This window comes from Lentibacter algarum (assembly GCF_040580765.1).
Taxonomy (GTDB): domain Bacteria; phylum Pseudomonadota; class Alphaproteobacteria; order Rhodobacterales; family Rhodobacteraceae; genus Lentibacter; species Lentibacter algarum.
Genome location: NZ_CP158687.1, coordinates 721,114 through 745,571 on the forward strand (window position 1 = coordinate 721,114; position 24,458 = coordinate 745,571).

Below are 24,458 nucleotides of genomic sequence, written 5' to 3' on the forward strand. Positions count from 1 at the left end.
TATCTCGTTCCAAATACTCCAGACCCTCCATGTGGACTTTATGGAGGGTCTGGAAGCTTTTCTTATACCGTACCCAGATAACGTTCGAACGCCTCATTAAAGTCATGCATCATATAAACATTATACGCTGATCGTCGTTGTGGGCGGATGCCGTACAGTTTCAGCTTTTGCGCAAGCCATTTGCTAGTAATGGGCCGTCCATGATTGATAGTATTCCAGTCACTATCTGCATGCATCAATATGGATTTGAGAAGTTTCTCACTTCTAACCTCAGGGCCTGTTTCTCCATGTAACAACTCTCGGATGTCTGTTAGAAGCTCACTACCAGATGATTGTTTTTTATCTTGCCTGCGATCCACTTCGATCGCTTTAAGTGCTGCGTGGGCTCGTGATGGCCACTCACCCCCAGCGAGCTCTGCGGTCCAGAGTAAAGGTTCCCAATTATCACGTGCCCGATCGGTAATACTATGTTGGAAAGTAATCGATGTTTGTTGCGGTTGTGCGCTTTCTGACCAAATCGATAGGTAAGTTCTAAGTGCAAGCTGATCATCGAAGTGATCGACATATAGTCGACGCGTTTGCTCTGTTGGTAATTTACGACGCAGATTAATCACTATCGATCTGCTCATAAGCGTATCTTCAAACTCACCAATGCCTGCGATGGTAATCCCCCCATTTTTAATGGGGTCCGCCTGTAGAACTACGCGGCGATTTTCAGTTTCATAGCGGGTGTGATGCCGCCGATGGCCATGTTGGGCCGGTCGTTGTTGTAAGTCCAGAGCCATTCGGTTGCTTGTTCTTGGGCCTCCTCGATAGTTTCAAAGATGTTCTGATCCAGCCATTCGTGGCGCACCGTGCGATTGTAGCGCTCGATGTAGGCGTTCTGTTGCGGCTTTCCTGGCTGGATGTATTCAATGTGAATGCCACGCGTCTCAGCCCATGATTTCAGCAGCCCACTGACATATTCTGGGCCGTTATCAACGCGGATTACCTCCGGCGCGCCGCGCCATTCGATGATCTGGTTCAGGCTGCGCACAACACGCACGGCGGGTAGCGAGAAGTCCACTTCAATGCCCAGGCCCTCTCGGTTGTAATCATCCAACACATTGAGGGTCCGGAACTTTCGCCCATCCGCCAGCTGATCCTGCATAAAGTCCATCGACCATGTGTGGTTGGGGGCTTCCGGCACTGCCAGTTCATCCGGCTTGGGCCGTTTCAGCCGCTTACGCGGCCTGATACGCAGGTTCAGCTCCAACTCGCAGTAGATCCGGTACACGCGCTTGTGGTTCCATTCATAGCCTTTGACGTTGCGTAGATACAAAAAACACAACCCAAAGCCCCACGTCTTGCGATTGGCCGTCAGGCGTACCAACCAATCCGCGATCTCAGCATTCTCATCGTCAAACTTGCGCTCATAACGATAGCACGTTTCGCTGATCTCAAAGGCGCGGCACGCCAGCGCGATGCTGACCTGTTTCGTTCTCACCGCGTTTACGGCCATCTCGCGTCGCTGAGACGGCCTTACCGCTTTTTTTCAAGGGCTTCCTTCAGCAGATCATTCTGCATGCTCATCTCAGCATACATCCGCTTCAGACGACGGTTCTCAGCCTCCATCGCCTTCATTTGCGATACCATCGAAGCATCCATGCCGCCGAACTTCGCACGCCATTTGTAAAAACTCGCACTGCTCATCCCATGTTCACGGCACAGCTCAGAGACAGGCACACCGCTCTCCGCTTGCTTCAAAATACCCATGATCTGCGCGTCGCTAAATCGTCCGTTCTTCATCAAAAATCTCCTCAGATATCATGCCGAGAAAATTCTACTGTTGAACACCACTAATTTGCGGGGGGATTACCCGATGACTTGAGGGCACCATAGCGAGAGCTCTGAAAACTCCCAATTACCATCTGATTTTTTGGTGCTCAGCATTTTGGTCGCTGTTCTGCGAGTGTGCCCTGCATTAATGATGGCGTTTAGTTCTTCGTTTGATTTCAGGGAGCGATCGGCCTCATCTATAAGTAGCGTCGGTGAACAGCTTTCAATGAAGCGGTATACTGCCGCCGCAGTAATACTTGATGCTATTCGTCCATTTGGGACAAACGCTTCGATTACTTGTAGAGCTGTCGTTTTGCCGCATGCTCGTTCCGGTGAGTTGATCAACAGTTTTGGGAATAAGTTCCAGTGATCGAGCAGGTAGCTGCTTGCAATCCAAAGTGTGATGGCATGAGCATCACTTTCACTTTGAAGGACAACATGCGCCTTTGTTTCATCTTTGATGTATTCGAGTGCATTGCAGAGAGTGTTAAATTCACCATTTTTCATGGTAGAATCCTTTCGCGATAGATGTCGCTGCAGTTTGGTTGTGTGTGGGCCGGCTGCAGCGATTTTCAGGGATTAAGTTTGCGGACGATTTCTGCTGATGCAGTCACTAATCCATTGGTCGACTTCACGTTCGAGCCAGCCCGAGCGATGATCCGTGATTTTGATTGGCTGTGGGAATTTGCCGGCTTTAGCTAGTCGGTATATTTGCGCCGTGGATACCGATGTTCTGTCGGCGACTTCTTTTGCCTTCAGTAATCTTTGCGTCATTCCATGATCTCCTTGTTGGGATGATGAACATGAGGCTAAGTGTAGCGATGGGTTGAATTATGTGAGGTAGTTCAACCTATCTCTTAATTTCTTGATAAAGCTTAATTAAATTTCTTGCTGCTTGTTTTTTGTTTGGCCAATTGGAGTGCGCATTATAATAAAAATCAGCTGTTTGCATCGCAAATTTCGACTTGTTTGAGCGCGCGAAGTCTTTGTTTAGCTGTATAATTGTACTTAGTTTCAAGCCTGAACTGCGGGCAACAGTTTTTTCCGCATCGCTTGTTGTCAAACCGGCTGTTTTGAGTAGTTTTGTTGCCACATGCAGTAATGCATAATGTTCGTTGGTCGCTATTCTCAATACGCCTGTATTCGCCTCCGAGGTGGGCTTGCAAAAATATTTTGGGTTAGCGCCTCTAGATAAGTCGGTCAGGTCATCGACAAGCAGTTGTATGATTTTACTATCCCAGGCTGGAAATTGTGTGCGCGCGATGTGAGATAGCGTTAACAATAGGCCTGATATGTCTTCGATTAGCTCTTGGCTTGGCAGCGTTTCTCCGCGCCTGATACTGTCAACTCTGTATTCAATCGCTTGCGACCACATGTCTAAAAGAGATTCGAGTGCATGCAATTGCTGGGGCTCTGGAATTAGTTCTTCATCTTGTGATTTCATCTAATCGATCCGCCCATGTTTGAAGAGCTTTCTGTTTTTCATCGAGGTAGGTGTAGCGATCGTAGACTGCGGTCACTCCTGTGTCTTTATGGTTGAGCACAAGTTTTATTGTGAAGCGATCATAACCAAGTTTTCCAAGGTTAGTTGCTACCGAGGCGCGCAGGTCATGAAGCCGCCAATCAGTTACGCCAGAAAAACGATCTAATTGTACTTTGGCTTTAGAGAAGCCATTGAGTGGGGCATCACCAATACGCCCGCTTGATAATAGATATTCGCCTTCGTTTTTTAGTAGCTCGCTAATTATTGCTTTCGCCTGGCGAGGTAGTGCTAACACATTTTCACGTTTATTTTTTGTATCGTTCGAAGACAAAAACCAAAGGTCGCCCTCAATGAGTGAGCGCCTCATAGAGGCGGTTTCCATCTCTCGCTGGCCGCACAGCAGCGAGAGCCTCAGCCACGCCTTGTAAGGTGGGCTCAGCGCTTCGGATGCATGCCATATAGCTTTGATTTCATCATCGCTTAAGACGCGATCACGGCGCTTTTCGGAGAATGGTTTTTTGATGTGGTCGGCTGGGGAGTGATCAATGTAATCTCGCTCAACGAGCCAGCCGAAAAATTTCCGCATATGTGCTAAGGCTCTGTTTGCACTAGGACCCTTGTTGTCCTTAATAAGCTGGTCGAGAATCGCGTGGATTTCTCCTCTTTTTACCGATGCTACAGGCCTTGTCCCTAATGCCGCCACTAAGTACAAACGCAGATTGCTCTCTGCTTGCCGCCAGCTTTTATTCTTGGGCTTTGCATAACGCTCTATAAATTGTGTTGCCATTTCACTGACAGTGCGCTCTCTCTGCAACCTCTCATCAGCTTTGATGTGTCTTGGGTCAGTGCCCGCTGCGACCAGCCTTCTGAGCTCTTCAACGCGTCCTCTAACATCTCCAAGAGAGATGTCTGGGTAAGGGCCAAGTGTTACTCGGCCAGTCTTAACCCCAAGTCGGAAGGTATAACTGAAGGATTTGACACCCTTCTTTGTGACTTTGAGGCTGAGCCCTTTGCAGCTTATGTCGCCGAAGTGCTGCTCTTGTTCGGGCTTATGTTTCAAAGCCTTTAGCCATTGGTCGGTGAATTTGAGTTTTTTGGTCATTAGGGAAACTTTGGGGAAACATATTTGATGTGCTGGTATGTAATCTATGATCCCATATGGCTTGGCTCAAGTCTATAAGTTCTTTTTTTTATAGATTTTATGTGGTCTCATGTTTGGAGTGATCTTGAGTGATGTGATTGGAGCGACTAACTTCTAATCAGCAGGTTGAGGGTTCGAGTCCTTCCGGGATCGCCATATATACGCGCAATATCCAGTCTAGCGACACGTCGCTCCACTTGGCGCGCAAAAGAGACGGTAAAGCATTGAGATGACTTCGGCCGTTTTGTCGTCGGCCAGCGCATAAAAGATAGTTTTTCCTTCACGGCGAGTCGTTACCAGCCCGTCATCGCGCAAACGGGCGAGCATCTGGCTCACGGCGGCTTGGCGCAGATCTAGGAGTTGCTCAAGCTCGCCAACTGATTTTTCACCTGAGCCCAAGTGGCACAAGATCATGAGCCGGCCTTCATGGGCCAGTGTTTTAAGATAGGTCGCCGCATCTGAGGCGTTTTGGGCCATTTCGGTCGGCGGCGTCGGGTTGGCTTGTAACATCGGTCTCTCACATCGGTTTGGGCCGACATATCATAGGCCGCAAGTTTTGGCGAGTTAGTGCGATGTCGCAGGAGCACCACCTTGAAAATTGTTGCCATTTTGATAATCGCATGGCTCTTCGCGCATTTCCAGATGTAGCCCTTCACCGCGATAGGGGTGCGCGCGTGCCAAGTCTTCATCCACATCGATGCCAAGGCCTGGAGCCTCCGATAGGCGCACAAAACCGTTTTCGACGCGGATCGAGCTTCGGATAAGCGCATCGTGAAAGTCTGTCTCGATGGTTTCGGCAATGAGCAAATTTGGAATTGAGGTGGCGAGATGCAGGTTTGCGGCCCATTCTACAGGCCCTGCGTATAGATGTGGGGCCATTTGGGCGTTGTAGCATTCGGCCATGGCCGCGACTTTCTTCATCTCCCAGATGCCGCCTGCACGGCCCAAGGCAGGCTGAAGAATTTCAGCGGCTCCAGCGCGCAAGACAGCACCAAACTCGGCTTTCGTTGTCATGCGCTCGCCCGTGGCGACGGGAATGCGCACATTGCGCGCGACACGTGCCATGTCTTCGATATTGTCGGGCGGGGTTGGCTCTTCGTACCAGAGTGGCGAATAGGGCTCTAGCGCCTGACCAAGGCGTATCGCGCCGCCTGTGTTGAACTGGCCATGCGTGCCAAACAAAAGGTCGGCCTTGTCACCAACAGCCTCGCGGATGGCTTTGCAAAAGGCGACAGACATTGAGATATCGCTCATCGCAGGCATATGGCCACCGCGGAGCGTGTATGGTCCTGCGGGATCAAACTTTACGGCGGTGTATCCACGTTCGACACAATCTAGAGCGCTTTCGGCTGCGGCGTCCGGGTCTGTCCAGAAGGTGTCCATATCATGATGTGGCAGTGGGTAGAGGTATGTATAGGTACGGATGCGCTCGTTCATGCGGCCGCCAAGGAGCGCATAGACTGGGCGATTTCGGGCTTTGCCTAGGATATCCCAGCAGGCGATTTCAAGGCCTGAGAACGCGCCCATCACGGTTAAATCGGGGCGCTGTGTGAAGCCTGAGGAATAGACACGGCGGAACATAAGCTCGATGTTTTCTGGGTTTTCCCCCTCCATGTGGCGGGAAAACACATCTTCAATCACTGCGCGCATTGCATCAGGGCCAACGGAGCTAGCATAGCATTCGCCCCAGCCGACAATGCCTGTGTCTGTCGTGACTTTGACGAGGATCCAGTAGCGTCCGCCCCAGCCAGGAGCGGGGGGGGCTGTCACGATGATATCGAGGTCTTTGAGATGCATAGGGTTGGCTCCTGAATTGGCGCGGGAGAATTCTAAGGGGTCGTTTCAAGGGCAGTGAGGCTGGCAAGCAGACTGTTTCTATCAGCAAAAGTGCGTTGCGCCGTGTGGCTGTCTGTTGTGCCCCGCAAAATTCGAGTGTTTTCGATGACCAGCGCTTCGCCTTCTTTTAGCGTGACACTGATCTGCATTTCGGGGCTATCCACAAGTTCTGAAAAGTGGCGGTAGGCGCGATAATAGACTTCCATCTGCTCGAACGGAACGTCTGTGAGTGGTGCTGCGGATTGGGGCGCAAAATGGATGGCGGCAATTGTGCCTTCTGGCAAAAGTGAGACCAGCGGAGCGCGAGCGGTGAAGGGCCGCCCTGTTTGGTCTGCAAAGACAAAGCTTGCGGAGTGATGGGCGAGCGCGGCAAAGCCTTCAGGGTCTTCGTTTTTGAGCCTGATAGCGCAGGCGAAGCCGTCAGACAGATGTACTGTGCTTTCCTCTTCATCTTTCGCGCATGTAATGATTTCCAAGCTGAGTTCAGGCGCTCTGCTGTCATTCCCATTGGACGTCACAGCACACTCAGCGGGCGTAAAAATCTCAATTATCTCGTGCACTGGGCCCGCCGTTTCAGTGACTTTTGCGAGGCCGTAACTGCGGATCGCGTCGAGCCAGCTCAACTGAGTTGCTTCATAAGCTTTAAGGGTAGGAAAGGGCGCTGTGGGCATGGCAGCTTTGATGGTGCTGCCCCACGGCGTACTGCCTGCAGGCATGTGGCCCTCAGAGCGCTCTTTGGGCGTGTCGTAGGCATGGTCCTTTAGCCATTTGAGCGAGAAAGAGAGGGGCGTGCTGTCCGGCGCAAAAGTCAGTGCGACGCTGTCGCCAACTAAGTTGGCGGTGAGCAGACGAATGTTATTGAGAGGGGCGGCCAGCGCAGGGGTGCGCTGGCTTGATGGGGCATTGTCAGCAAGCCAGACTGCATGAAAACGTTGGCCGTTGACGCGCAAAACGCGGCCTTCATTCTCTATCAGACGGTCTGGCATGAGCTTGCCCTTTCTGCGCTTAAAAGACGATGACGTTGCGCTTGGCTGCGCCTGTCTTTGTGTCGGCGATGGCTTCGTTGATCTGCTCCAATGTCCAGCGGTTCGAGATCAACTCGTCAAGCTTAAGGCGACCCTGGCCGTAGAGGTCTACCATCCAAGGAATATCGCGTTGGATTACGGTATCACCCATTTTTGAGCCAATCATGGACTGGCCAACAGCGGCAAAATTTCCAGCTTCATAGCTTGAAGCAGCACCAGTGGCAGGCATACCGACCATGATAACTTTGCCGCCGTAGGCGAGATAGCGCGGGGCTTCATCATAGGCGCGGGCTGCGCCCACTGTGACAAGCACAGCATCTGCGCCACGGCCCATAGCCTCTTTGGCGGCACGCCATGGGTTTTCTTCTGTGGCGAGAACGCCATCTGTTGCGCCGAATTGGCGGGCGACGTCGAGCTTGTCTTGGCTCATATCTACAGCAACGATGCGCCGTGCTCCTGCGATGCGCGCGCCCTGAATGGCGTTTAGGCCCACGCCGCCTGCACCAATCACAACAACGTCCTGCCCTGCGCGTAGCTGAGCGGCATTGACCACTGCGCCGACGCCTGTGATCACCCCGCAAGAAATGAGCGAGGCGGCGTCTTTGGGCATATCTTCAGGGATGACAACGATCTGGCTTTGATCGACGACGACTTTTTCGGCAAAGGCACCGCAGGCCATGGCCTGATGCAGCTTGCCGCCATCGGATGTTTTGAGTGGGCCATGGTCGCCGTCGTAGGGCGTTTGGCAGATTGTCGGCTTGCCGCCCGCGCAGGAAGGACACGTCCCGCAAGCGCGGATCAGAGTCACGATGACGCTATCCCCTGTGGTGAAGCCTTTGACGCCCTCTCCCAGGGCTGTGATGCGCCCAGCTGCCTCATGGCCATATACGGCGGGCAGTGAGCCGCCCCACGCGCCATCAGCGTAGGAAATATCGGAGTGACAGATCGCCACTGCATCGAGCGTTACTTCGACTTCGCCACCTTGAGGCGCGCGAAGTTCTACGTTTTCTATTGTTAGGGGTTTGCCGAATTCGTGACAAACGGCGGCTTTGATTGTGCTCATGTGACTCTCCCAGTTTGGGGGGAGCCTGACAACTCTAGGCACGGCCTGCAAGTCTGAATGACGACGTCCTTACGTCGCGTTTTGGATTTGGCGGGCTGATTTATCGGTGATGTAGAGGATCAGGGCAAATCCCATGATGAGCGCGGCCAGAAGGAAGGGGGCGCCGGGCAGGTATAGGCCAGCATCTTGACGGGAGAAATGGGCGAACGTCTGGGTCATGATCACGGGAGACAGGATCATTGAGAGCGAGGAGAGCGAGCCAAGCACGCCTTGCAACTCGCCTTGGGCATTGTCTGGCACCGCTTGTGAGAGTGTGCCTTGCAGCGCGGGCATTGCGATCGCGCCTAGGGAGAAGAAGGGTATAAGCCAGAGGAGCAATGTTCCATCGGTGATAAAGGTTAGCAAAAGGAACGAGGCGATGCTTGAACACATGCCCAGCATCACAGCGCGGCGTGGTCCGAGCTGGCGGATGGCGGGACGGACCAGAACGCCTTGGGCGAAGGCAAAGCCGATACCGTAGAGCCCAAGGCTTAGCCCGATGGTGCTGGCGGGCCATGAAAAACGCTCGGCGCCGAAATAGGCCCAGACGGCGGGGTAAACATGGGTTGCGATGTTAAAAAAGAAGAACACCACAAGGAGCAGCTTGAGCCCGTCAAGGCGGGCAACCGAGCGCAATGCACCGAAGGGATTGGCGCGGCGCCATTCAAAGGCGCGCGCTTTGGCGGCGGTGATCGTTTCACGCAGCACAAAAAAGCCGAGTGCAGCATTTGCGAGTGCTAGCGCTGCGGCGGCCCAGAAGGGAGCGCGCGTGCCGTAATCTGCCAAAAGGCCGCCCAAAACAGGACCAATCACAAAGCCGATGCCAAAGCCCGCGCCGATCAGCCCAAACCGCGCAGCTTTTTCATGTGGCGCGGATACATCCGCCATATAGGCCATGGCGGTGCTATGCGTGGCTGCTGTGATGCCGCCGATGATGCGCCCTGCGAGCAAAAGCCAGATCGAACCGGCCAAAGCCATCACAACATAATCAGCGGCCATGACCAAAAGGCTAACGAGTAGGACGGGGCGCCGCCCAAAGCTGTCAGAGAGCGCCCCAAGGACGGGTGAGAAGAGAAACTGCATGACTGCGAAAGAGGTTGCCAGAATGCCGCCCCATATGGCCGCATTGCCGATGTTGCCGCCGTGAACCTCTTGGATCAATTCGGGCATCACAGGCACGATGAGGCCGATGCCCATGGCGTCGATGACAACAGTCATGACGATGAAAAAGACGGGGAGGCGAGAGGGCATATATAGGCTTTCTAAGGCAAAACGCCCCACAAGGTCAGCTTGCGGGGCGTTTGAAAGGTATTGTTTTACAGGGGCTTAGCCAAGGCGGCTGGCCACGTTTTCCCAGTTCACCAGATTGTCGAGGAAGTTGGTGAGGTAGGCCGGGCGCTTGTTGCGGAAATCGATGTAGTAGCTGTGCTCCCAAACATCGCAGCCGAGAAGAGCTGTTTGGCCAAAGCAAAGTGGGTTCACGCCGTTTTCTGTCTTGGTGACAGCAAGTGAGCCGTCAGCGTTTTTCACGAGCCAGCACCAGCCTGAGCCGAACTGGCCTGCGCCTGCCGCTGAGAAATCTTCTTTGAATTTGTCAACCGAACCGAAGCTCTCGGTAATGGCTTTCTCAAGCTCGCTTGGCATCGCTGATTTGGTTGGGCTCATCATCTGCCAGAACTCGTTGTGGTTCCACAACTGGCTGATATTGTTGAAGATACCGTTCTGAGCGACAGAAGATTTATCGTAGGTTCCGATGATGATGTCCTCAAGGCTTTTGCCGTCCCATTCCGTGCCTGCGATGAGCTTGTTGCCGTTGTCGACATAGGCTTTGTGGTGCAGATCGTGGTGGTATTCGAGGGTCTCGGCGGACATGCCGTGAGCGGCGAGCGCGTCGTGAGCGTACGGTAGATCTGGAAGTTCAAAAGCCATGGAAAGTCCCCTTTGGAGTTCGCGTTTATCTTGGGTTTAGATGGGGGTGAAGCGGTCCGAAGGTCAAGGGGCAGAGGGCAAAAAAGCACAAATTTCACCACCGTCCCGCAGGGTTAACGCGGCTTTGAGGGGGCCAAAACAGGGGGGGTGAAAAGCGTGCACAACCCGTACACAACCCGTGCACCGCCTGAATCCCGCTTTCCTTAAGCCTTTATTCAGTAAAGGCAGCGCACGCCGTGCGCCGCACTTAGGCGGTCTTAACCAAGATTGCGCCGTAGCGATGGGCGGCCTCAACTGCCTCGTGGGCTTTGGCTGTGTCTTCGAGTTCGTAGGTTTTGTGGACTCTTGCGGTGAGCGCGCCCTCGGCCAAGGCACGGTGAATATGATCAATTGCAACAGCGCGCTCGGGCGCGGGCAGGATATAGATCAGCGCGATGTCGATAGTGATCGCTTTGAAGAGAAGCGGGCCAAACGGCAGCGTCGGGGCCATGTTTACGGCGGAGCCGTAGGCGGCGATGGTTCCACAAGGGGCCATGACGGTGGCGAGCGTGTCTATGTTTGCGCCGAACTCGCATTCAATGGCGCGGTAAATCAGATTGCCTGACGTGGCTTGCAGGATGTCTTCAGCCAGTGTGGGCGAGCGGTGATCAAGAACGAGATCTGCACCTGCAGCTTGAGCTTGATCCGCAGATGGGCCCGCTGAGGCCGTGGCGATGACACGCGCGCCTGCCCATTTGGCGAGTTGCACGGCCATGAAGCCAACAGATCCACCGCCGCCGGACACGAGCAGTGTCTTGCCTTCGACGGAGCCGCCACCGAACACGCAATGCGCGGCTGTGAGCGCGGGGATGCCAAGACTGGCGCCCGTTTCAAAGCTATGATCGCCGAGCGGCACGGCCTGAGCGGCGGGCAGGGCGATATACTCGGCGCAGGTGCCAAATGGGCGCTGCCACTGGCCGTTCCAGATCCAGACCCGCTCGCCAACACGGGACGGAGGCACGCCTGCGCCGACGGCCTCAATCACGCCTGCGCCATCAGAGTGGGGAATGATCTGGGGGAAGGGTGGCTTTGGCACGCCAGGCCGGCCACCTGCGCGGGCCTTAACATCTGACGGGTTTACGCCAGAGAGATGTAGGCGCACGAGGACTTCGCCAGCTTTGGCAGTGGGTGTTTCAACCTCTGTGAGGCTGAGGGCTTCGGCGGCGGGGCCGAAAGCAGAATAGGTGATGGCGCGCATAGTGTTCTCTCCCTGATGTTGAGGGAGTTGTGCGGCAGCGTTGGGGGAGGGTCAAGGCGGGCCGTTACGTCGCAGACTTGGCCCAAGGGTTGGGCGCTACTTTAGGTGCGGCGCAGACGAATGACCACATCGACGCTGGCGATCTCGGCGTCTTGGGGGGCGCTGGGCAGATTTGTGATCTCCATGCGCTCGGTAGAGGCATCGGTGAGCTCGCCTGTGTCTTCCCAGAAGAAATGGGGGTGCTCTGATGTGTTGGTATCAAAGTAGCTCTTGGAGCCATCCACGGTGATTTCGTGCATCAGGCCTGCGTCACAAAACGCGCGCAGGGTATTGTAGACCGTGGCGAGCGAAACTGTTTCGCTGATGTCTTTCGAGGCGTCAAAGAGGCTTTCGGCTGTGACATGGCGGTGCTTGCCATCGCCCATGAGAAGCTCGGCCAAGGCAAGGCGCTGGCGCGTCGGGCGCAGGCCCTTGGCGGCGAGCCACTTTGTGCTGCGCTCTTTGGGCGTGGTGGCGTTTGGCAATGTCATGCGCGCGTTTTGTCCTCAATGGTGCGCCTTGAGCGGCGCGTCCTTGCGTCAATATAGGGCAAAAACCATGATGCTTTCAAGACATAGTGCGAATGCTTCGCAACTTGGAGGGGCCACCGCGACGTCCGGCGCTCTTGCAAGGCCCTTAAGCGGGGTGCTAGAGGAGATTGAACGCTATGATATCAAGACAGAAAGGCGGCTCTTCCTATGGCCCAATACCCCAGCAGTTTTGACCGAGACGATTTGCTCAAATGCGCCCGCGGCGAGCTTTTTGGCGAGGGAAATGCGCAACTTCCCGAACCGCCAATGCTTATGATGGATCGGATCACCGAGATTTCGGAAGATGGCGGGGAGTACGGCAAGGGCCATGTGATTGCCGAGTTTGATATCAAACCTGATCTTTGGTTCTTTGACTGCCACTTCCCTGGCAACCCGATCATGCCCGGCTGTTTGGGCCTCGATGGCCTATGGCAGCTGACGGGCTTTAACCTTGGTTGGCGCGGCTGGCTTGGGCGTGGCTATGCGCTTGGTGTGGGCGAAGTGAAGCTGACAGGGATGGTGCGCCCTGATCGCAAGATGCTGACGTATCGTGTGAATTTCACCAAAGCGATCCAGACCCGCCGCCTCACGATGGGTGTTGCGGACGGGATTGTGGAAGCGGATGGCGATGTTATCTATCAAGTGAAAGACATGAAGGTTGCGCTCAGCGAGAGCTGAGGCGGCCCAAAGCTGAGATTGGAAAGAGGCCTTCGGGCCTCTTTTTTGTTGCGCTGTTTTGTTCTGGGCTCTGTGGCGCTGAGCGTGTCTGCTCCCAAAGCCATGGCAGCGGTCTTTCGCGATTGGAGCCGCCTGCTTGAGGGACTTTGTATGCGTCGCCACGGTCGTTGATGTGCCGCGCCTCGGCCCTTGGACGCGCAGGGCTTCAACCGATCTTGCACTTTCCCCTCCCAATGCCCTAGTAAAGCTTAAGCAAAGCAATAGGAGGCCACATGCGTCGAGTAGTTGTCACAGGGTTGGGGGTTGTGTCCTCCATCGGGAATAACGCCGAAGAGGTGCTTGCGTCGCTGAAGGCGGGCACATCGGGGATTACCTTTAACGAGGATATGGCCGAGCATGGATTTAGGAGCCGTATTGCTGGCAATGTGAAGCTGAATGTGGCGGATCATGTTGATAAGCGCACGCTGCGCTTTATGGGGCCAGGGGCGGCTTATGCGCATATTGCGATGGGACAGGCGATTGCGGATGCAGGGCTTGAGCCGAGTGATGTGATCAACGAGCGCACGGGGCTTGTGGCGGGCTCTGGTGGGCCTTCGACGAGCGCTATGCTCGCGGCGCACCAAGCGGTCTTGAACTCGGGTGCGACCAAGCGGATCGGGCCTTTTGCTGTGCCCAAGACCATGTGCTCGACTGTCTCGGCGAACCTTTCGACGGCCTATCAGATCAAGGGGATCAATTATTCGATCACCTCGGCCTGCTCGACAAGTCTGCACTGCATCGGAAATGCGGCAGAGCAGATCATGATGGGCAAGCAGGACATCATGTTTGCTGGCGGTGGCGAAGAGCTTGACTGGACACTGTCGTGCCTCTTTGACGCTATGGGCGCGATGAGCAGCAAGTATAACGACACGCCTGAGCGCGCGAGCCGCGCTTTTGATGCCAACCGTGACGGCTTTGTTATTGGCGGCGGCGGCGGTATCCTTGTGCTCGAAGAGCTGAGCCATGCTTTGGCACGCGGTGCGAAGATTTATGCGGAAGTAACGGGATATGGCGCGACATCTGACGGGGCCGACATGGTTGCACCGTCGGGCGAAGGCGGGATGCGGGCGATGAAGCTTGCGCTGTCTACGCTGCCTGAAGGACGCCAAGTGGACTATATCAATGCGCATGGCACATCGACGCCTGTGGGCGATGTGGGTGAAGTGGAAGCGGTGCGCGCGGTCTTTGAGGGGATCAAACAGCCAGTGATCAGCTCTACCAAGTCGATGACGGGCCACTCGCAGGGCGCGACGGGCGCGCAGGAGGCAATTTATTGTCTGCTGTCACTTGAGCATGATTTCATCATCCCGAGCATCAATGTGGAAACGCTTGATCCTGCGATCAAGGCGGGCGAAATTGCCACGGCGCGTGTCGACAACGCGGGGCTTGATAGCGTTATGACCAACTCCTTCGGCTTTGGTGGCACGAATGGATCGATGATTTTGTCTAAATTTAAGGGATGACGCATATGGGCGCTATGACAGGAAAACGCGGGCTGATTATGGGCGTCGCGAACGAGCGCTCTATCGCTTGGGGCATTGCCAAAGCGATGGCAGAGGCGGGCGCGGAGCTGGCGTTTACCTATCAGGGCGAGGCTTTTGGCAAGCGGCTTGAGCCACTGGCGGCCTCTGTGGGCAGTGACTTTATGGTGGATGTCGATGTGACGGATGATGCGTCACTGGATACGGCTTTTGGCGAGCTTCAGGCGCGCTGGGGGACACTCGATTTTGTGGTTCATGCCATTGCTTACAGTGACAAAAACGAGCTGACGGGGCGGATCCTCAATACCAGCCGTGACAACTTCAAGAACTCGATGGATATCTCGGCTTATTCCTTCATCGAAGTTGCGCGGCGCGCGCATCCGATGATGGAAGAGAACGGCGGCACGCTTTTGACGCTGACTTATATGGGCTCTACGAGAGTCACCCCGAACTACAACGTCATGGGTGTCGCCAAGGCGGCCTTGGAAGCCACAGTGCGCTATCTTGCCAATGATCTGGGGCGCGAGGGCATTCGTGTGAATGCGATTTCACCTGGCCCGATGAAGACGCTTGCGGGCGCTGCGATTGGTGGGGCGCGGGCTACATTTAAGCACACCGATAAGAACGCACCGCTTGGCTCGAATGCAACGTTGGAGGCTGTGGGTGGCACGGCTGTGTATCTGGCTTCTGATGCTGGGGCTTGCACCACAGGCGAGATCATCCGTGTTGATGGGGGCTTTCATGTCTTGGGGATGCCGCAGCAAGAGAACCTGTAGGGTTCGAACTTGTGAGGTAAATTCTACTTTGGCGAGGGGCGTGGCCAATGGCCATTGCGCACCAAAGGTGTCTCGCGCTCTTCAGTTTTTTTAGAAATATGAAGAGTGTTTACAGTTTGTTAAGGCATGGGCGGTAAGTATGAAGACACGTCACAGGCTGAGAACCGATGGGCGTTTTAGTAAGTCGCCCCGTCGGTTTGTTCAGTGTCGGTTCATGTGGTTTCGAGTTTAGACGGGGCGCATTTTCTTATACGCATATGCTTTTGACTTAGAGCTTGCGGAAGGTGAGATAGTGCGGCGTACGCCCCTCACGATGTGCCTTTTGCTCATAGCGCGTTGAAATCCAATCCTGCCAAGGCGTGCGCCAGTCTTCTGCACTTTCAGCAAGCCATTCAAAGCCTGCACGCGGCACTTCTTCCAGCGTTTGGCGCACGTAGTCTTCGATATCCGTGGCGACGCGGAAAATGGCCCCTTGCTTGAGCTTGGCAGCCAATGGAACAAGGTGTTCTTGCGTTACGAAGCGGCGGCGATGGTGGCGTTTTTTGGGCCAAGGGTCTGGGTAGAGCAGGAAGGCGCGCGATAGGCTCGCGTCCGGCAGCACATCAAACATATCGCGAGCGTCGCCTGCATGGATGCGGATATTGTCGGTTTTGGCTTTGCGGATTTTGCCGAGCAACATTGCGACGCCGTTGATATAGGGCTCGCAGCCGATAAAGCCGACGTCAGGATTTTGTTCGGCTTGATGCACCATGTGCTCGCCGCCACCAAAGCCAATTTCGAGCCAGATGTCACGGTCGCCGAAGACGGCGGGCAGATCGAGCGCGTGGCGCTCGGGATTTTCTTCCCAGCTCACCGCACCAGGAGAGAGGGCCGCAAGGTCTTCCTCAAGGTAGCCTTCTTGGGACGGGCGGAGGCCCTTGCCTTTGAAACGGCCATAGAAATTGCGCCATGGGGCGCCAGAAGGATGGTTTGCGGGGGGATTTTCGGGTGTGTCATTGCTCATGGGCGCGCTTTAGCGCGAAAGGCGCGGGCACGCAATATGGGGCCAGCTATAGAAAAAGGCGCGGGGGGATATCCTCCCGCGCCTTTCTGGCTGGTTTTGTACTTAGACCGCGGCTTTGAGGGCTGCGGCGAGATCGGTGCGTTCCCATGAGAAGCCACCGTCTGCTTCAGGGGCGCGGCCGAAGTGGCCGTAGGCTGCTGTGCGCTCATAGATCGGCTTGTTGAGCGACAGGTGCTGGCGGATGCCGCGTGGCGTCAGGTCCATGCATTGGGCGATGGCGCGCTCAATGGCGGCGTCTTCGACTTGGCCTGTACCGTGGGTGTCGACGTAGATCGACAAGGGCTTGCTGACGCCGATGGCATAGCTGAGCTGCAGCGTACAGCGGCTTGCCATGCCAGAGGCGACTACGTTTTTGGCCAGATAGCGCGCGGCGTAGGCTGCGGAGCGGTCAACTTTTGTCGGGTCTTTGCCAGAGAACGCGCCGCCACCGTGGGGCGCTGCGCCGCCATAGGTATCAACGATGATTTTGCGGCCTGTGAGGCCTGCGTCACCATCGGGACCACCGATGACAAACTTGCCTGTCGGGTTCACGTGCCATTCCGTTTCAGGCAGGATCCAGCCTTCAGGGAGGACTTCGAGAATATAGGGCTCGACCACGGCGCGCACGTCTTGAGATGTCATGCTCTCGTCGAGGTGCTGGGTGGAGAGCACGATTGAGCTGACACCGACGGGTTTGCCGTCGCGGTAGGTCACGGAAATCTGGCTCTTGGCGTCAGGTCCGAGCGTTGGCTCGGTTCCGTTTTTGCGGACCTCGGCGAGGCGGCGCAATATCGCGTGAGAAAACTGGATTGGGGCGGGCATAAGCGCGTCTGTTTCCGAGCAGGCATAGCCGAACATGATGCCTTGGTCGCCAGCGCCTTCGTCCTTGTCGGCCGAGGCATCTACGCCTTGGGCGATGTGGGCGGATTGCTCATGCAGAAGATTGGTGATTTCGCAGGTGTTCCAGTGGAACTTGTCTTGCTCATAGCCGATGTCTTTGATGCAGGCGCGCGTGATCGCATCAACCTTGCCCATATACTCGGAGAGCTTGGCTTGATCGGCGAGGCCGACTTCGCCGCCGATGACGACACGGTTTGTTGTGGCAAAAGTTTCGCAGGCGACGCGGGCTTCGGGCTCTTGTGTGAGGAAGGCGTCGAGGATGGCATCAGAGATGCGGTCGCAGACTTTATCAGGGTGACCTTCGGAGACGGACTCTGAAGTGAAGGTATAGTTATTACGTGCCATGAAAGTGCTCCAGTGGTTTATGATCCACCCCGTCAGGAAGCCGTTGGGGCGGTCGTTTGTTGTTATGGGTCGTAGGTCGCTTGTGCGAGGTGGATTGTCAACGTGATTTGGTGTGGTGGGATCGCTTGGTGCGGGTCCGTTGCCAAGAGGTCGCGAGGAGGACGAGGATAAGCGCCAAGGCGCTCCAGTCACCTGTGCGGCTATACAGTGTGGGGGGGAGGCGCTCGGGCAGAGGCACATCGATGAAGCCTGCTGTCCCCAGAGGGATTGACGCCAGGACGCGGCCTTGGGCGTCGATCATGGCAGAAATGCCTGTGTTGGCAGCACGAATGAGCGGGATACCTTGTTCGATGGCGCGCATACGCGTTTGAGAGAGGTGCTGCTGGGGGCCAGAGACCTCGCCAAACCAAGCATCATTGGTGATCTGAAGCAAATGTGTTGCAGTCTTATTGAAGGCGGCGGAGTAGGCAGGAAAGATCGCCTCATAGCAGATCAGTGGTGTGAAGCGGCCAACCCCCTCGATGTCGATTGGCTTCGGGTCTGCGCCTGCGGAGTAGCCATCGCCCTCCTGTGCGGCAAAGCCGCGGATGCCGAAGCGCGCAAGCCAGTCGCCATAAGGGATATACTCACCAAAGGGGACGAGATGATGTTTGTCGTAGACGGTAGCGACTTGGCCGGCGGGACTTAGCAGTACGAGAGAGTTATAGAGGCGGGGGCCGTCAAAGCGCTGAATGCCGAGCACCACAGGCACATCGCCTGCGGCGTCCGAGATCATGTCTAGCGCGGTCTCGGCGCGCCCGAGAGTCCAAGGTACGGCGGTTTCGGGCCAGATGATCAGATCGGGGCGTTTGTCTTTTCTTTCGGCGAGGTAAGAGGGCAAACGTGTGAATTCGAGCTGGCGCTCAAAAAAGATGGGCACAAAGGCGGGATCCCACTTTTGATGCTGGGGCGCGTTGGGTTGGATCAGGCGCACGTACGGCGCGTCAGGGGGGGCGCTTGTGTCTTTTTGCAAGAGTGGAGCGGCGGCAAGGGCTGCAAAGACTGCGAGCAGTGGAAGATAGCCCGTCAGCGGCAGCCGCGCGGGGCGGGTTGCCAGCGAAACGGCTGTGATGAGCGCCAGAAGCGTGAGGCCGTGGGGGCCAATATAGGCCGCATAGAGCGCCATCGGGCTTTCGGACCAGAGATAACCGAGCATCGCCCAAGGAAAGCCTGTCAGAAGATGTGCGCGGGCCAGCTCGGCCAAGGCGAGCGCGCCGATGAAGGCGAGGCGGCCACGGCCATGGGCAAAGCCAGCGGCTGCGCCCCAAAAGAGCGCGAGGCCAGCAGACATAAAGAACAGCGCAAACGGCGCCATCCACGCATGGCGCCACGGATCGACCATGAATGGCTCTACAATCCAGACGAGGGCGAGGGAAAAATAGCCAGTTCCAGCAGCCCAGCCTATGAAGGCGGCGCTGCGACGGCTTTGGGCGGCGAGCATCATGAGGTAGATGCACGCGAGCGCCAAGAGTGCGATGGGCCAGAGCCCAATGGGGGCAAGACCGAGACTTGTGATCAGGCCAGCGAGCGCGGCCAGAAACATTTGACGCGAAACAGGCAGCTCAGAGAGCCAGGGCAGCGGATTAAGTGGCCGCCGCATTGCCGCTTTTTTCACTCGGGGCTGTTGATGCTGCGGCGGCTTTTGCTGCGGCCTCGGCTGCGCGGGCGACGTGATCGGGCAGGCGCACGCGCAGGCGTTTGATACGGCGCGGGTCGGCATCGACGACTTCAAACTCGAAGCCTTCGGGATGTTTGACCACTTCGCCGCGCACGGGAACGCGGCCTGTGAGCATAAAGACAAGGCCACCTAGGGTCTCGACCTCTTCGCCATCGACCTCATCAACTTCAGTCAGAGGCAGGCCGATTTCTTCTTCAAATTCATTCAGTGGCGTTTTGGCAAGGGCGAGGTAGCCGCCCTTTTTGTCTTGGGTGAAATAGACGTCTTCTTCGGCGTCATGTTCATCTTCGATCTCACCGACGACCTGTTCGATCAGGTCCTCAATCGTTACGAGGCCATCAACGCCGCCGTATTCATCGATCACCAGCGCCATATGCTTGCGTTCGGCTTGCATTTTGGCGAGCAAAACCCCGATGGGCATCGAGGGCGGCACGAACATCAGCGGGCGCAAGAGCGCCTTCAGAGAAAAGCGGCCCTTGGCGGCAGAGCCGTTGAAGCCGTGCTGGAGCGCAAAATCCTTGAGGTGTGCCATGCCAACGGGGCTGTCGAGCGTGTCTTCATAGACAGGCAGGCGTGTCAGGCCGCTTTCGCGGAAAATGGTGACAAGCTCGTCTTTTGAAATAGTGGAGGGCACCGCAACGATATCGGCGGCAGGCACCATGACATCTTCAACAGCCATGCGGCGCAGATTGAGAACACCATGGGCAAGTGTCGGGTTTGCACTTGGCCGTGACGGCACAGGTGGCTCGTTCGGGTCTGCGGGACTGAGGGCCCGGATAATACGTGAGAAGAACCCTGTTGTGGGTCTCGGGTGTGGATCGGCCTCGGGGGCAGGCTGCGCGCTTGGCGCTGCACTAGAAGATCCGTCTTGGTTGTCGCCCATTGTGTCTTTCCTGAAGGGTAGTCATCGCGATACTGCGATCAATATGGGTTAGCAATGCCCATTTTGCCAAGTATTTCTACCTCAAGCCCTTCCATCAACGTGGCATCTTGGTCACGGATGTGATCGTAGCCCAATAAATGAAGGGTCGCGTGGGCGATGAGATGAGTGATGTGATCGGCAAGTGGCTTGCCCTGATCGGCGGCTTCACGCGCGCATGTGTCATAGCTGATGGCAATATCGCCCAAAAAGAGCGGCTCTTCTTGTGCGTGTGGATCGGCTTCAGGACGCTCGGGGGTGCCGCCATCGTCTTCGGCGGCGAGGTCTTGGTCGGGCCAGCTGAGCACATTGGTGGGCGTCGGTTTGGCGCGGAACTCTGTGTTGAGCGTGGCGATGCGTGCATCATCACAGCCGAGTAGAGCGATTTCATAGGCGGTGGGGGCAAGACCAAGGTGGGCCAGTGTCTTCGCAGCGGCGGTCTCGGACAAAGCCGTGAGATGGGCTTCTGTCCAGCGGGGGTCTTCTATGATTGGGTCAATGAGCATGGAGCTGATTAGCCTTTTGGGGGCGCGGGATAAAGACGTATTGCGCGGTGTGGTCTGCCGTAGAGTTTCGGCAGGCTGTGTGTTTTTGCTTTGCGTGCACCCGACCCGTCGGGGGACCAGCCCGCCCCAGACCGCAGCCTAGCTGGGGGACCAGTCCCCCAGACCCCCTGGGATATTTCTGGAAAGAAAAAAGGGGGCGCTTGGGGGTGTCTTGGGCTTAGCCGAGCGGGGCGTCGGCGTCGTAAGCCTTGATGATGGCAGCGACGAGGGGGTGGCGGACCACGTCATCCGCTGTGAAGTAATTGAAGCTGATGTTCGGGATGCGTTTGAGGAGGCGCTCGGCTTCTGACAAGCCCGACGTGATATGGGCGGGCAAATCGATTTGGGAGCGATCGCCCGTGATGACCATGCGGGAGCCTTCGCCGAGGCGGGTGAGGAACATTTTCATCTGCATCGCCGTTGCGTTCTGGGCCTCATCGAGCACCACGAAGGCATTGGAGAGGGTGCGACCACGCATGAAGGCGAGGGGAGCGATTTCGATGCGCTTCTCTTCGAGCAGTTTGGCAAGCTGTTTGGCTGGGAGAAAGTCATTCAGCGCGTCATAGAGCGGCTGCATGTAGGGATCGACTTTGTCTTTCATGTCCCCTGGCAGATAGCCGAGCTTCTCGCCTGCTTCCACGGCGGGGCGCGACAGGATGATACGATCAACATGGCCCTCGATGAACATGTTCACGCCAACGGCGACGGCGAGGTATGTTTTGCCTGTGCCAGCGGGGCCGATGCCAAAGCCAAGCTCGCTTTTGAACAGGTTTTGGACATAGGCTTTCTGGGCGTCTGTGCGCGGCTCTACCGTTTTTTTGCGGGTGCGGATTTCGACGCGGCCAGACTGGAACATCTCCATTTGTCCAGCAGGGGCGGGCGTGGCGGCGCTGCGGGCGTCGTCGGCACTTGTGCTCATGCGGAACTCGCGGTCGATATCGGCGGGCTCGACGGAGCGCCCCTCTTCCAAGCGTTCATAGAGTGTGGTGAGCACGCGGGCGGCGGCCTCTGTGCTGAAGGCGTCGCCAATGACGGCGAGGTGATTGCCGCGGCGCAGGATCTGGACGCCGCTCTTCTGCTCGATGTCTGCCAAGTTGCGATCAAATTCGCCGCAGAGCTCGACCAAGAGCCGGTTGTCAGGAAAGTCGAGAAGGACTTCGCCAAGCGTGTCTTGGTCTTTTGATTTGATGTCGGGGCCTGCGGGGGGAAGTGTTGTCGCGTTCAAGCCAGTCTCCTGATTGTGCTGTCTGGTGTTTGGGTGTGCTTGGCAAAGCCGCCCCCCAAATGCAACAGGCCACGGTGCGTGTGCACCGTGGCCTGAGCATCATTTGGCTTGAGAGGCGCGCCCTTAGAGCGGGTCATTGATTGTTTGGTCGCCTTTGTAAGGGCCAATCGCTGTATTTGGCGGCGCGATGCCTGAGCATACGGGCTTGCCGTAGGGATCAAGGCGCTGGGAGAGATAGCCTTCGATGCCGTCGTCGATGATCCAGTGATCACAGCCGTTTGGATCAACCCAGATGCCAGCAACGAGGTTTGAAAGGTGTTCTTCTTCGGCGCCTTGGCCGTAGTCGAATGTTTTGTCTGTGTTGACGCGGCCTTGACCGCCTTCGCCCGAGAGCGCTGCGATGGCGGCTTCGCCACAGCCTGATACGAGGAGTGCACTTGATAGAAGTGCTGCGATTTTCAATTTAAGCATAATCTAGCTCCCCTTAACGCACACAGATGATTTCGACGCGGCGGTTTTGCTTCATGCCGCCTGCAGTCCTGTTGGAGGCGACGGGCATGCGCTCGCCGTATCCGCGGACATCGGCGATACGTGCGCCTGTCGATTTGGCCACAGCGGCGACCGCATTGGCGCGGTTGTAGCTGAGCTTCATGTTATACTCATCAGAGGCGCGGCTGTCGGTGTGGCCGGCAATGATAAACGATGTGGCTTGCGCGCTGCGGAAAAACTCTTGCAGGCGAGCCGCGCCAGAGGCGCTGATGCGGTGTGAGTTTGTGGCGAAGAACTGGTCGGAGTTCATTACGCCGCAGACATTGCCACGGTGGCACACGGGGATACCCTGACGCGTCGTGTGTGGCGACATATAGCCTTCAAAGCCGTCGTCCATCACCCAGTGTTCGCATCCATCCGGATCAACCCAAATTGTTGGTGCATATCTTTCGCCCGTTACGGTGCGCGTTCCTTGCTGTGCTTCTGCCGCAGTGACTGTCATCACGGCGCCCAGAGCGAAGGCAGCAAGGCTTGTTACTGATTTGGAAATCAAATTAGCCACAGCCGATGTCCCTTTTAATTATTTCCCCCGATCAGGCCCGAGATTGGTATGGCAGCCATGGGCACTGAACAACTCTTTATAAAAGGCAGTTTATCAAGATTGTCTGGCTTGTGAAGCTCAGAAATTACAATATCTTGTGGTGTTTCGGCGTAAATGAGCAGTTCTGGGGTGTAATTACATTCTGTTGCATAATTTTTGGCCCACCTCAGGGGGCCAAAGGGGATGCAGGCGCAGAATCACTTGTTCACAAGTTCACCAGCCAGAGAGTTGCGTACGCTTTCGATGATTCTGACGCGGGCGATTGCGCCACGGGGCAGGTCGCAGTTTTTAACGTGCACCGCGTGCAGGTAGCCTGTCTTGCCCATCATTTGGCCTTCGAATTTGCCGGGCTTTTCAAAGAGCACGTCAAGTTCGCGACCGAGCATCGTATCTTGAATGGCTTTTTGCTGATGCGCGATGAGCGCTTGTAGCTCTTGGAGGCGGGCGTCGGCTACGGCAGCCTCGACCTCGGGGCGCTCGGCGGCGGGCGTTCCGGGGCGGGGGGAGTATTTGAACGAGAAGCCTTGGCCGAAGTTCACTTCGCGGATGATATCGAGCGTATCGGCATGGTCCTGATCAGTTTCTTCAGGGAAGCCAACGATGAAGTCCCCCGAGATCAGAATATCGGGGCGCGCATCGCGGATGCGCTCGATCAGCTTGAGATAGCTGTCGCGGGTGTGGGAGCGGTTCATGCGCTTGAGAATTTTGTCTGAGCCTGACTGCACGGGGAGGTGCAGATAGGGCATCAGCTTGTCACAGGTGCCATGCGCCTCGATCAGCTCGTCCGTCATGTCGTTTGGATGGCTTGTGGTGAAGCGGATGCGCTCAAGCCCGTCAATTTTGTCGAGCTTCCAGATGAGCTGGGCAAGGGTTGCTTCTGAGCCGTCCGTGCCAAAGCCATGATAGGCGTTAACGTTCTGGCCCAGAAGTGTGATCTCGCGCACGCCGCGCTCAACAAGGTCGCGGGCCTCTGTGAGAATACGATCGACAGGGCGAGACACCTCGGCACCGCGTGTATAAGGCACAACGCAGAAAGCGCAGAACTTGTCACAGCCTTCCTGAACGGTGAGAAAAGCCGTTGGGCCGCGAGCGGCCTTGGGACGAGCGGCAAGATGCTCGAATTTGTCATCGATGGGGAAGTCTGTATCGAGGGCCTTTTCGCCCGTGAGCACTTTTGCCTCCATTTCTGGCAGGCGGTGATAGCTCTGGGGGCCAACGACAAGGTCTACCATCGGCTGCCGGCGCATGATTTCTCCGCCTTCGGCTTGGGCAACACAGCCAGCGACACCGATCTTCAGATCGGGACGAGCGTCTTTGAGGGGCTTGTAGCGGCCCAGCTCGGAATAGACTTTTTCGGCGGCTTTTTCGCGGATGTGGCAGGTGTTGAGCAGGATCATGTCCGCATCTTCGGGCGTGTCTGTCTGTTCGTAGCCTTTGAGGGCTTCGGCCATGCGCTCACTGTCATAGACGTTCATCTGGCAACCATAGGTCTTGATGAAGAGCTTTTTGGGGCTTGTCATGGGCGTGTGTCCTGCGTGCGCGAATTTGGCCGCTGAGTAGC

Annotated in this window: 26 protein-coding genes and 1 riboswitch; of the genes, 3 read left to right on the forward strand and 23 right to left on the reverse strand. The window is 56.2% G+C overall.

The window, feature by feature from the left end:
* Positions 1-62: 62 nt before the first annotated feature.
* From DSM117340_RS03555 to irr, 14 genes are all read right to left on the reverse strand, one after another.
* Entirely contained in the window at positions 63-785 is a 723-nt protein-coding gene (locus DSM117340_RS03555) for a DUF3631 domain-containing protein (RefSeq protein ID WP_354689860.1), read from the reverse strand.
* Positions 701-1,788 (reverse strand): IS3 family transposase gene (locus DSM117340_RS03560; RefSeq protein WP_354689822.1). Its coding sequence is split into 2 segments (ribosomal slippage): positions 701-1,536 and positions 1,536-1,788, totalling 1,089 coding nucleotides; the frame shifts between segments, so codons are not numbered across the junction. The genes DSM117340_RS03555 and DSM117340_RS03560 overlap by 85 nt, the downstream gene beginning before the upstream one ends.
* A 66-nt stretch (positions 1,789-1,854) precedes the next feature.
* Positions 1,855-2,325 (reverse strand): hypothetical protein, encoded by a 471-nt coding sequence (locus DSM117340_RS03565; protein WP_354689861.1) that lies wholly within the window; start codon positions 2,323-2,325, stop codon positions 1,855-1,857.
* Positions 2,326-2,397: 72 nt separating this feature from the next.
* On the reverse strand, positions 2,398-2,592 hold the full coding sequence (locus DSM117340_RS03570) for an AlpA family phage regulatory protein (RefSeq protein WP_354689862.1): 195 nt from the start codon (positions 2,590-2,592) through the stop codon (positions 2,398-2,400).
* A 76-nt stretch (positions 2,593-2,668) separates the two neighbouring features.
* The gene (locus tag DSM117340_RS03575; protein WP_354689863.1) at positions 2,669-3,262 is read right to left on the reverse strand and encodes a hypothetical protein; all 594 of its coding nucleotides are present in this window, start codon (positions 3,260-3,262) and stop codon (positions 2,669-2,671) included.
* Entirely contained in the window at positions 3,246-4,403 is a 1,158-nt protein-coding gene (locus DSM117340_RS03580) for an integrase arm-type DNA-binding domain-containing protein (RefSeq protein WP_354689864.1), read from the reverse strand. Before DSM117340_RS03580 ends, DSM117340_RS03575 begins: the two co-directional genes overlap by 17 nt.
* Before the next feature lie 216 nt (positions 4,404-4,619).
* Entirely contained in the window at positions 4,620-4,952 is a 333-nt protein-coding gene (locus DSM117340_RS03585; RefSeq protein WP_177170614.1) for a metalloregulator ArsR/SmtB family transcription factor, read from the reverse strand.
* Between the two features lie 54 nt (positions 4,953-5,006).
* Positions 5,007-6,239 carry a mandelate racemase/muconate lactonizing enzyme family protein gene (locus DSM117340_RS03590; RefSeq protein WP_089887940.1) on the reverse strand — a complete coding sequence of 411 codons (1,233 nt, stop codon included), beginning with the start codon at positions 6,237-6,239 and terminating at the stop codon, positions 5,007-5,009.
* Positions 6,240-6,271: 32 nt separating this feature from the next.
* Positions 6,272-7,264 carry a TauD/TfdA family dioxygenase gene (locus DSM117340_RS03595; protein WP_089887941.1) on the reverse strand — a complete coding sequence of 331 codons (993 nt, stop codon included), beginning with the start codon at positions 7,262-7,264 and terminating at the stop codon, positions 6,272-6,274.
* 19 nt (positions 7,265-7,283) lie between these two features.
* Positions 7,284-8,366 carry a Zn-dependent alcohol dehydrogenase gene (locus DSM117340_RS03600; RefSeq protein ID WP_089887944.1) on the reverse strand — a complete coding sequence of 361 codons (1,083 nt, stop codon included), beginning with the start codon at positions 8,364-8,366 and terminating at the stop codon, positions 7,284-7,286.
* A gap of 69 nt (positions 8,367-8,435) precedes the next feature.
* The gene (locus DSM117340_RS03605) at positions 8,436-9,656 is read right to left on the reverse strand and encodes a TCR/Tet family MFS transporter (RefSeq protein ID WP_089887945.1); all 1,221 of its coding nucleotides are present in this window, start codon (positions 9,654-9,656) and stop codon (positions 8,436-8,438) included.
* Positions 9,657-9,731: 75 nt separating this feature from the next.
* Positions 9,732-10,334 carry a superoxide dismutase gene (locus DSM117340_RS03610; protein WP_089887947.1) on the reverse strand — a complete coding sequence of 201 codons (603 nt, stop codon included), beginning with the start codon at positions 10,332-10,334 and terminating at the stop codon, positions 9,732-9,734.
* A 247-nt stretch (positions 10,335-10,581) separates the two neighbouring features.
* On the reverse strand, positions 10,582-11,571 hold the full coding sequence (locus tag DSM117340_RS03615; protein WP_089887948.1) for an NADPH:quinone reductase: 990 nt from the start codon (positions 11,569-11,571) through the stop codon (positions 10,582-10,584).
* 101 nt (positions 11,572-11,672) lie between these two features.
* Positions 11,673-12,101, reverse strand: a complete 429-nt coding sequence (gene irr, locus DSM117340_RS03620; RefSeq protein ID WP_089887950.1) for a Fur family transcriptional regulator Irr — start codon at positions 12,099-12,101, stop codon at positions 11,673-11,675.
* Positions 12,102-12,308: 207 nt separating this feature from the next.
* On the opposite strand from irr, the gene fabA reads away from it, so the two are divergent.
* From fabA to DSM117340_RS03635, 3 genes are all read left to right on the forward strand, one after another.
* Positions 12,309-12,818 carry a bifunctional 3-hydroxydecanoyl-ACP dehydratase/trans-2-decenoyl-ACP isomerase gene (gene fabA, locus DSM117340_RS03625; RefSeq protein WP_089887952.1) on the forward strand — a complete coding sequence of 170 codons (510 nt, stop codon included), beginning with the start codon at positions 12,309-12,311 and terminating at the stop codon, positions 12,816-12,818.
* A gap of 272 nt (positions 12,819-13,090) precedes the next feature.
* Complete coding sequence (fabB, locus tag DSM117340_RS03630) at positions 13,091-14,320, forward strand: beta-ketoacyl-ACP synthase I (RefSeq protein ID WP_089887954.1); 1,230 nt, start codon at positions 13,091-13,093, stop codon at positions 14,318-14,320.
* On the forward strand, positions 14,317-15,114 hold the full coding sequence (locus tag DSM117340_RS03635) for an enoyl-ACP reductase (protein ID WP_089887956.1): 798 nt from the start codon (positions 14,317-14,319) through the stop codon (positions 15,112-15,114). The genes fabB and DSM117340_RS03635 overlap by 4 nt, the downstream gene beginning before the upstream one ends.
* Before the next feature lie 268 nt (positions 15,115-15,382).
* On the opposite strand, the gene trmB is transcribed toward DSM117340_RS03635, so the two are convergent.
* The 9 genes from trmB to miaB form a co-directional block, all read right to left on the reverse strand.
* On the reverse strand, positions 15,383-16,117 hold the full coding sequence (gene trmB / locus DSM117340_RS03640; protein ID WP_089887957.1) for a tRNA (guanosine(46)-N7)-methyltransferase TrmB: 735 nt from the start codon (positions 16,115-16,117) through the stop codon (positions 15,383-15,385).
* A gap of 102 nt (positions 16,118-16,219) precedes the next feature.
* Positions 16,220-17,401 carry a methionine adenosyltransferase gene (gene metK / locus DSM117340_RS03645; RefSeq protein WP_089887959.1) on the reverse strand — a complete coding sequence of 394 codons (1,182 nt, stop codon included), beginning with the start codon at positions 17,399-17,401 and terminating at the stop codon, positions 16,220-16,222.
* A gap of 5 nt (positions 17,402-17,406) precedes the next feature.
* A riboswitch (SAM-SAH riboswitch) is annotated at positions 17,407-17,456 on the reverse strand.
* 42 nt (positions 17,457-17,498) lie between these two features.
* Positions 17,499-19,040: an apolipoprotein N-acyltransferase gene (lnt, locus tag DSM117340_RS03650; protein ID WP_089887960.1), complete on the reverse strand. Its 1,542-nt coding sequence runs from the start codon at positions 19,038-19,040 to the stop codon at positions 17,499-17,501.
* Positions 19,024-20,001, reverse strand: coding sequence for a hemolysin family protein (locus DSM117340_RS03655; RefSeq protein ID WP_089887962.1), 978 nt, complete (start codon positions 19,999-20,001; stop codon positions 19,024-19,026). Before DSM117340_RS03655 ends, lnt begins: the two co-directional genes overlap by 17 nt.
* A 38-nt stretch (positions 20,002-20,039) precedes the next feature.
* Positions 20,040-20,543 (reverse strand): rRNA maturation RNase YbeY, encoded by a 504-nt coding sequence (gene ybeY / locus DSM117340_RS03660; RefSeq protein WP_089887964.1) that lies wholly within the window; start codon positions 20,541-20,543, stop codon positions 20,040-20,042.
* A 217-nt stretch (positions 20,544-20,760) separates the two neighbouring features.
* Positions 20,761-21,771, reverse strand: coding sequence for a PhoH family protein (locus tag DSM117340_RS03665; RefSeq protein WP_089888967.1), 1,011 nt, complete (start codon positions 21,769-21,771; stop codon positions 20,761-20,763).
* 159 nt (positions 21,772-21,930) lie between these two features.
* Positions 21,931-22,278 carry a hypothetical protein gene (locus DSM117340_RS03670; protein ID WP_089887966.1) on the reverse strand — a complete coding sequence of 116 codons (348 nt, stop codon included), beginning with the start codon at positions 22,276-22,278 and terminating at the stop codon, positions 21,931-21,933.
* Positions 22,279-22,291: 13 nt separating this feature from the next.
* On the reverse strand, positions 22,292-22,798 hold the full coding sequence (locus DSM117340_RS03675; RefSeq protein WP_089888970.1) for an OmpA family protein: 507 nt from the start codon (positions 22,796-22,798) through the stop codon (positions 22,292-22,294).
* Positions 22,799-23,094: 296 nt separating this feature from the next.
* A complete protein-coding gene (gene miaB, locus DSM117340_RS03680) occupies positions 23,095-24,417 on the reverse strand; it encodes a tRNA (N6-isopentenyl adenosine(37)-C2)-methylthiotransferase MiaB (RefSeq protein WP_089887967.1) in 1,323 nt (440 codons plus the stop codon).
* Positions 24,418-24,458 lie beyond the last annotated feature (41 nt).

Excerpts from the sequence above, each read along its gene's own strand:
- DSM117340_RS03555 (WP_354689860.1), bottom strand. The coding sequence starts at position 785 with ATGGCTCTGGACTTACAACAACGACCGGCCCAACATGGCCATCGGCGG.
- DSM117340_RS03565 (WP_354689861.1), bottom strand. The coding sequence starts at position 2,325 with ATGAAAAATGGTGAATTTAACACTCTCTGCAATGCACTCGAATACATC.
- DSM117340_RS03570 (WP_354689862.1), bottom strand. The coding sequence starts at position 2,592 with ATGACGCAAAGATTACTGAAGGCAAAAGAAGTCGCCGACAGAACATCG.
- DSM117340_RS03575 (WP_354689863.1), bottom strand. The coding sequence starts at position 3,262 with ATGAAATCACAAGATGAAGAACTAATTCCAGAGCCCCAGCAATTGCAT.
- DSM117340_RS03580 (WP_354689864.1), bottom strand. The coding sequence starts at position 4,403 with ATGACCAAAAAACTCAAATTCACCGACCAATGGCTAAAGGCTTTGAAA.
- DSM117340_RS03585 (WP_177170614.1), bottom strand. The coding sequence starts at position 4,952 with ATGTTACAAGCCAACCCGACGCCGCCGACCGAAATGGCCCAAAACGCC.
- DSM117340_RS03590 (WP_089887940.1), bottom strand. The coding sequence starts at position 6,239 with ATGCATCTCAAAGACCTCGATATCATCGTGACAGCCCCCCCCGCTCCT.
- DSM117340_RS03595 (WP_089887941.1), bottom strand. The coding sequence starts at position 7,264 with ATGCCAGACCGTCTGATAGAGAATGAAGGCCGCGTTTTGCGCGTCAAC.
- DSM117340_RS03600 (WP_089887944.1), bottom strand. The coding sequence starts at position 8,366 with ATGAGCACAATCAAAGCCGCCGTTTGTCACGAATTCGGCAAACCCCTA.
- DSM117340_RS03605 (WP_089887945.1), bottom strand. The coding sequence starts at position 9,656 with ATGCCCTCTCGCCTCCCCGTCTTTTTCATCGTCATGACTGTTGTCATC.
- DSM117340_RS03610 (WP_089887947.1), bottom strand. The coding sequence starts at position 10,334 with ATGGCTTTTGAACTTCCAGATCTACCGTACGCTCACGACGCGCTCGCC.
- DSM117340_RS03615 (WP_089887948.1), bottom strand. The coding sequence starts at position 11,571 with ATGCGCGCCATCACCTATTCTGCTTTCGGCCCCGCCGCCGAAGCCCTC.
- irr (WP_089887950.1), bottom strand. The coding sequence starts at position 12,101 with ATGACATTGCCAAACGCCACCACGCCCAAAGAGCGCAGCACAAAGTGG.
- fabA (WP_089887952.1), top strand. The coding sequence starts at position 12,309 with ATGGCCCAATACCCCAGCAGTTTTGACCGAGACGATTTGCTCAAATGC.
- fabB (WP_089887954.1), top strand. The coding sequence starts at position 13,091 with ATGCGTCGAGTAGTTGTCACAGGGTTGGGGGTTGTGTCCTCCATCGGG.
- DSM117340_RS03635 (WP_089887956.1), top strand. The coding sequence starts at position 14,317 with ATGACGCATATGGGCGCTATGACAGGAAAACGCGGGCTGATTATGGGC.
- trmB (WP_089887957.1), bottom strand. The coding sequence starts at position 16,117 with ATGAGCAATGACACACCCGAAAATCCCCCCGCAAACCATCCTTCTGGC.
- metK (WP_089887959.1), bottom strand. The coding sequence starts at position 17,401 with ATGGCACGTAATAACTATACCTTCACTTCAGAGTCCGTCTCCGAAGGT.
- lnt (WP_089887960.1), bottom strand. The coding sequence starts at position 19,040 with ATGCGGCGGCCACTTAATCCGCTGCCCTGGCTCTCTGAGCTGCCTGTT.
- DSM117340_RS03655 (WP_089887962.1), bottom strand. The coding sequence starts at position 20,001 with ATGGGCGACAACCAAGACGGATCTTCTAGTGCAGCGCCAAGCGCGCAG.
- ybeY (WP_089887964.1), bottom strand. The coding sequence starts at position 20,543 with ATGCTCATTGACCCAATCATAGAAGACCCCCGCTGGACAGAAGCCCAT.
- DSM117340_RS03670 (WP_089887966.1), bottom strand. The coding sequence starts at position 22,278 with ATGCTTAAATTGAAAATCGCAGCACTTCTATCAAGTGCACTCCTCGTA.
- DSM117340_RS03675 (WP_089888970.1), bottom strand. The coding sequence starts at position 22,798 with ATGACAGTCACTGCGGCAGAAGCACAGCAAGGAACGCGCACCGTAACG.
- miaB (WP_089887967.1), bottom strand. The coding sequence starts at position 24,417 with ATGACAAGCCCCAAAAAGCTCTTCATCAAGACCTATGGTTGCCAGATG.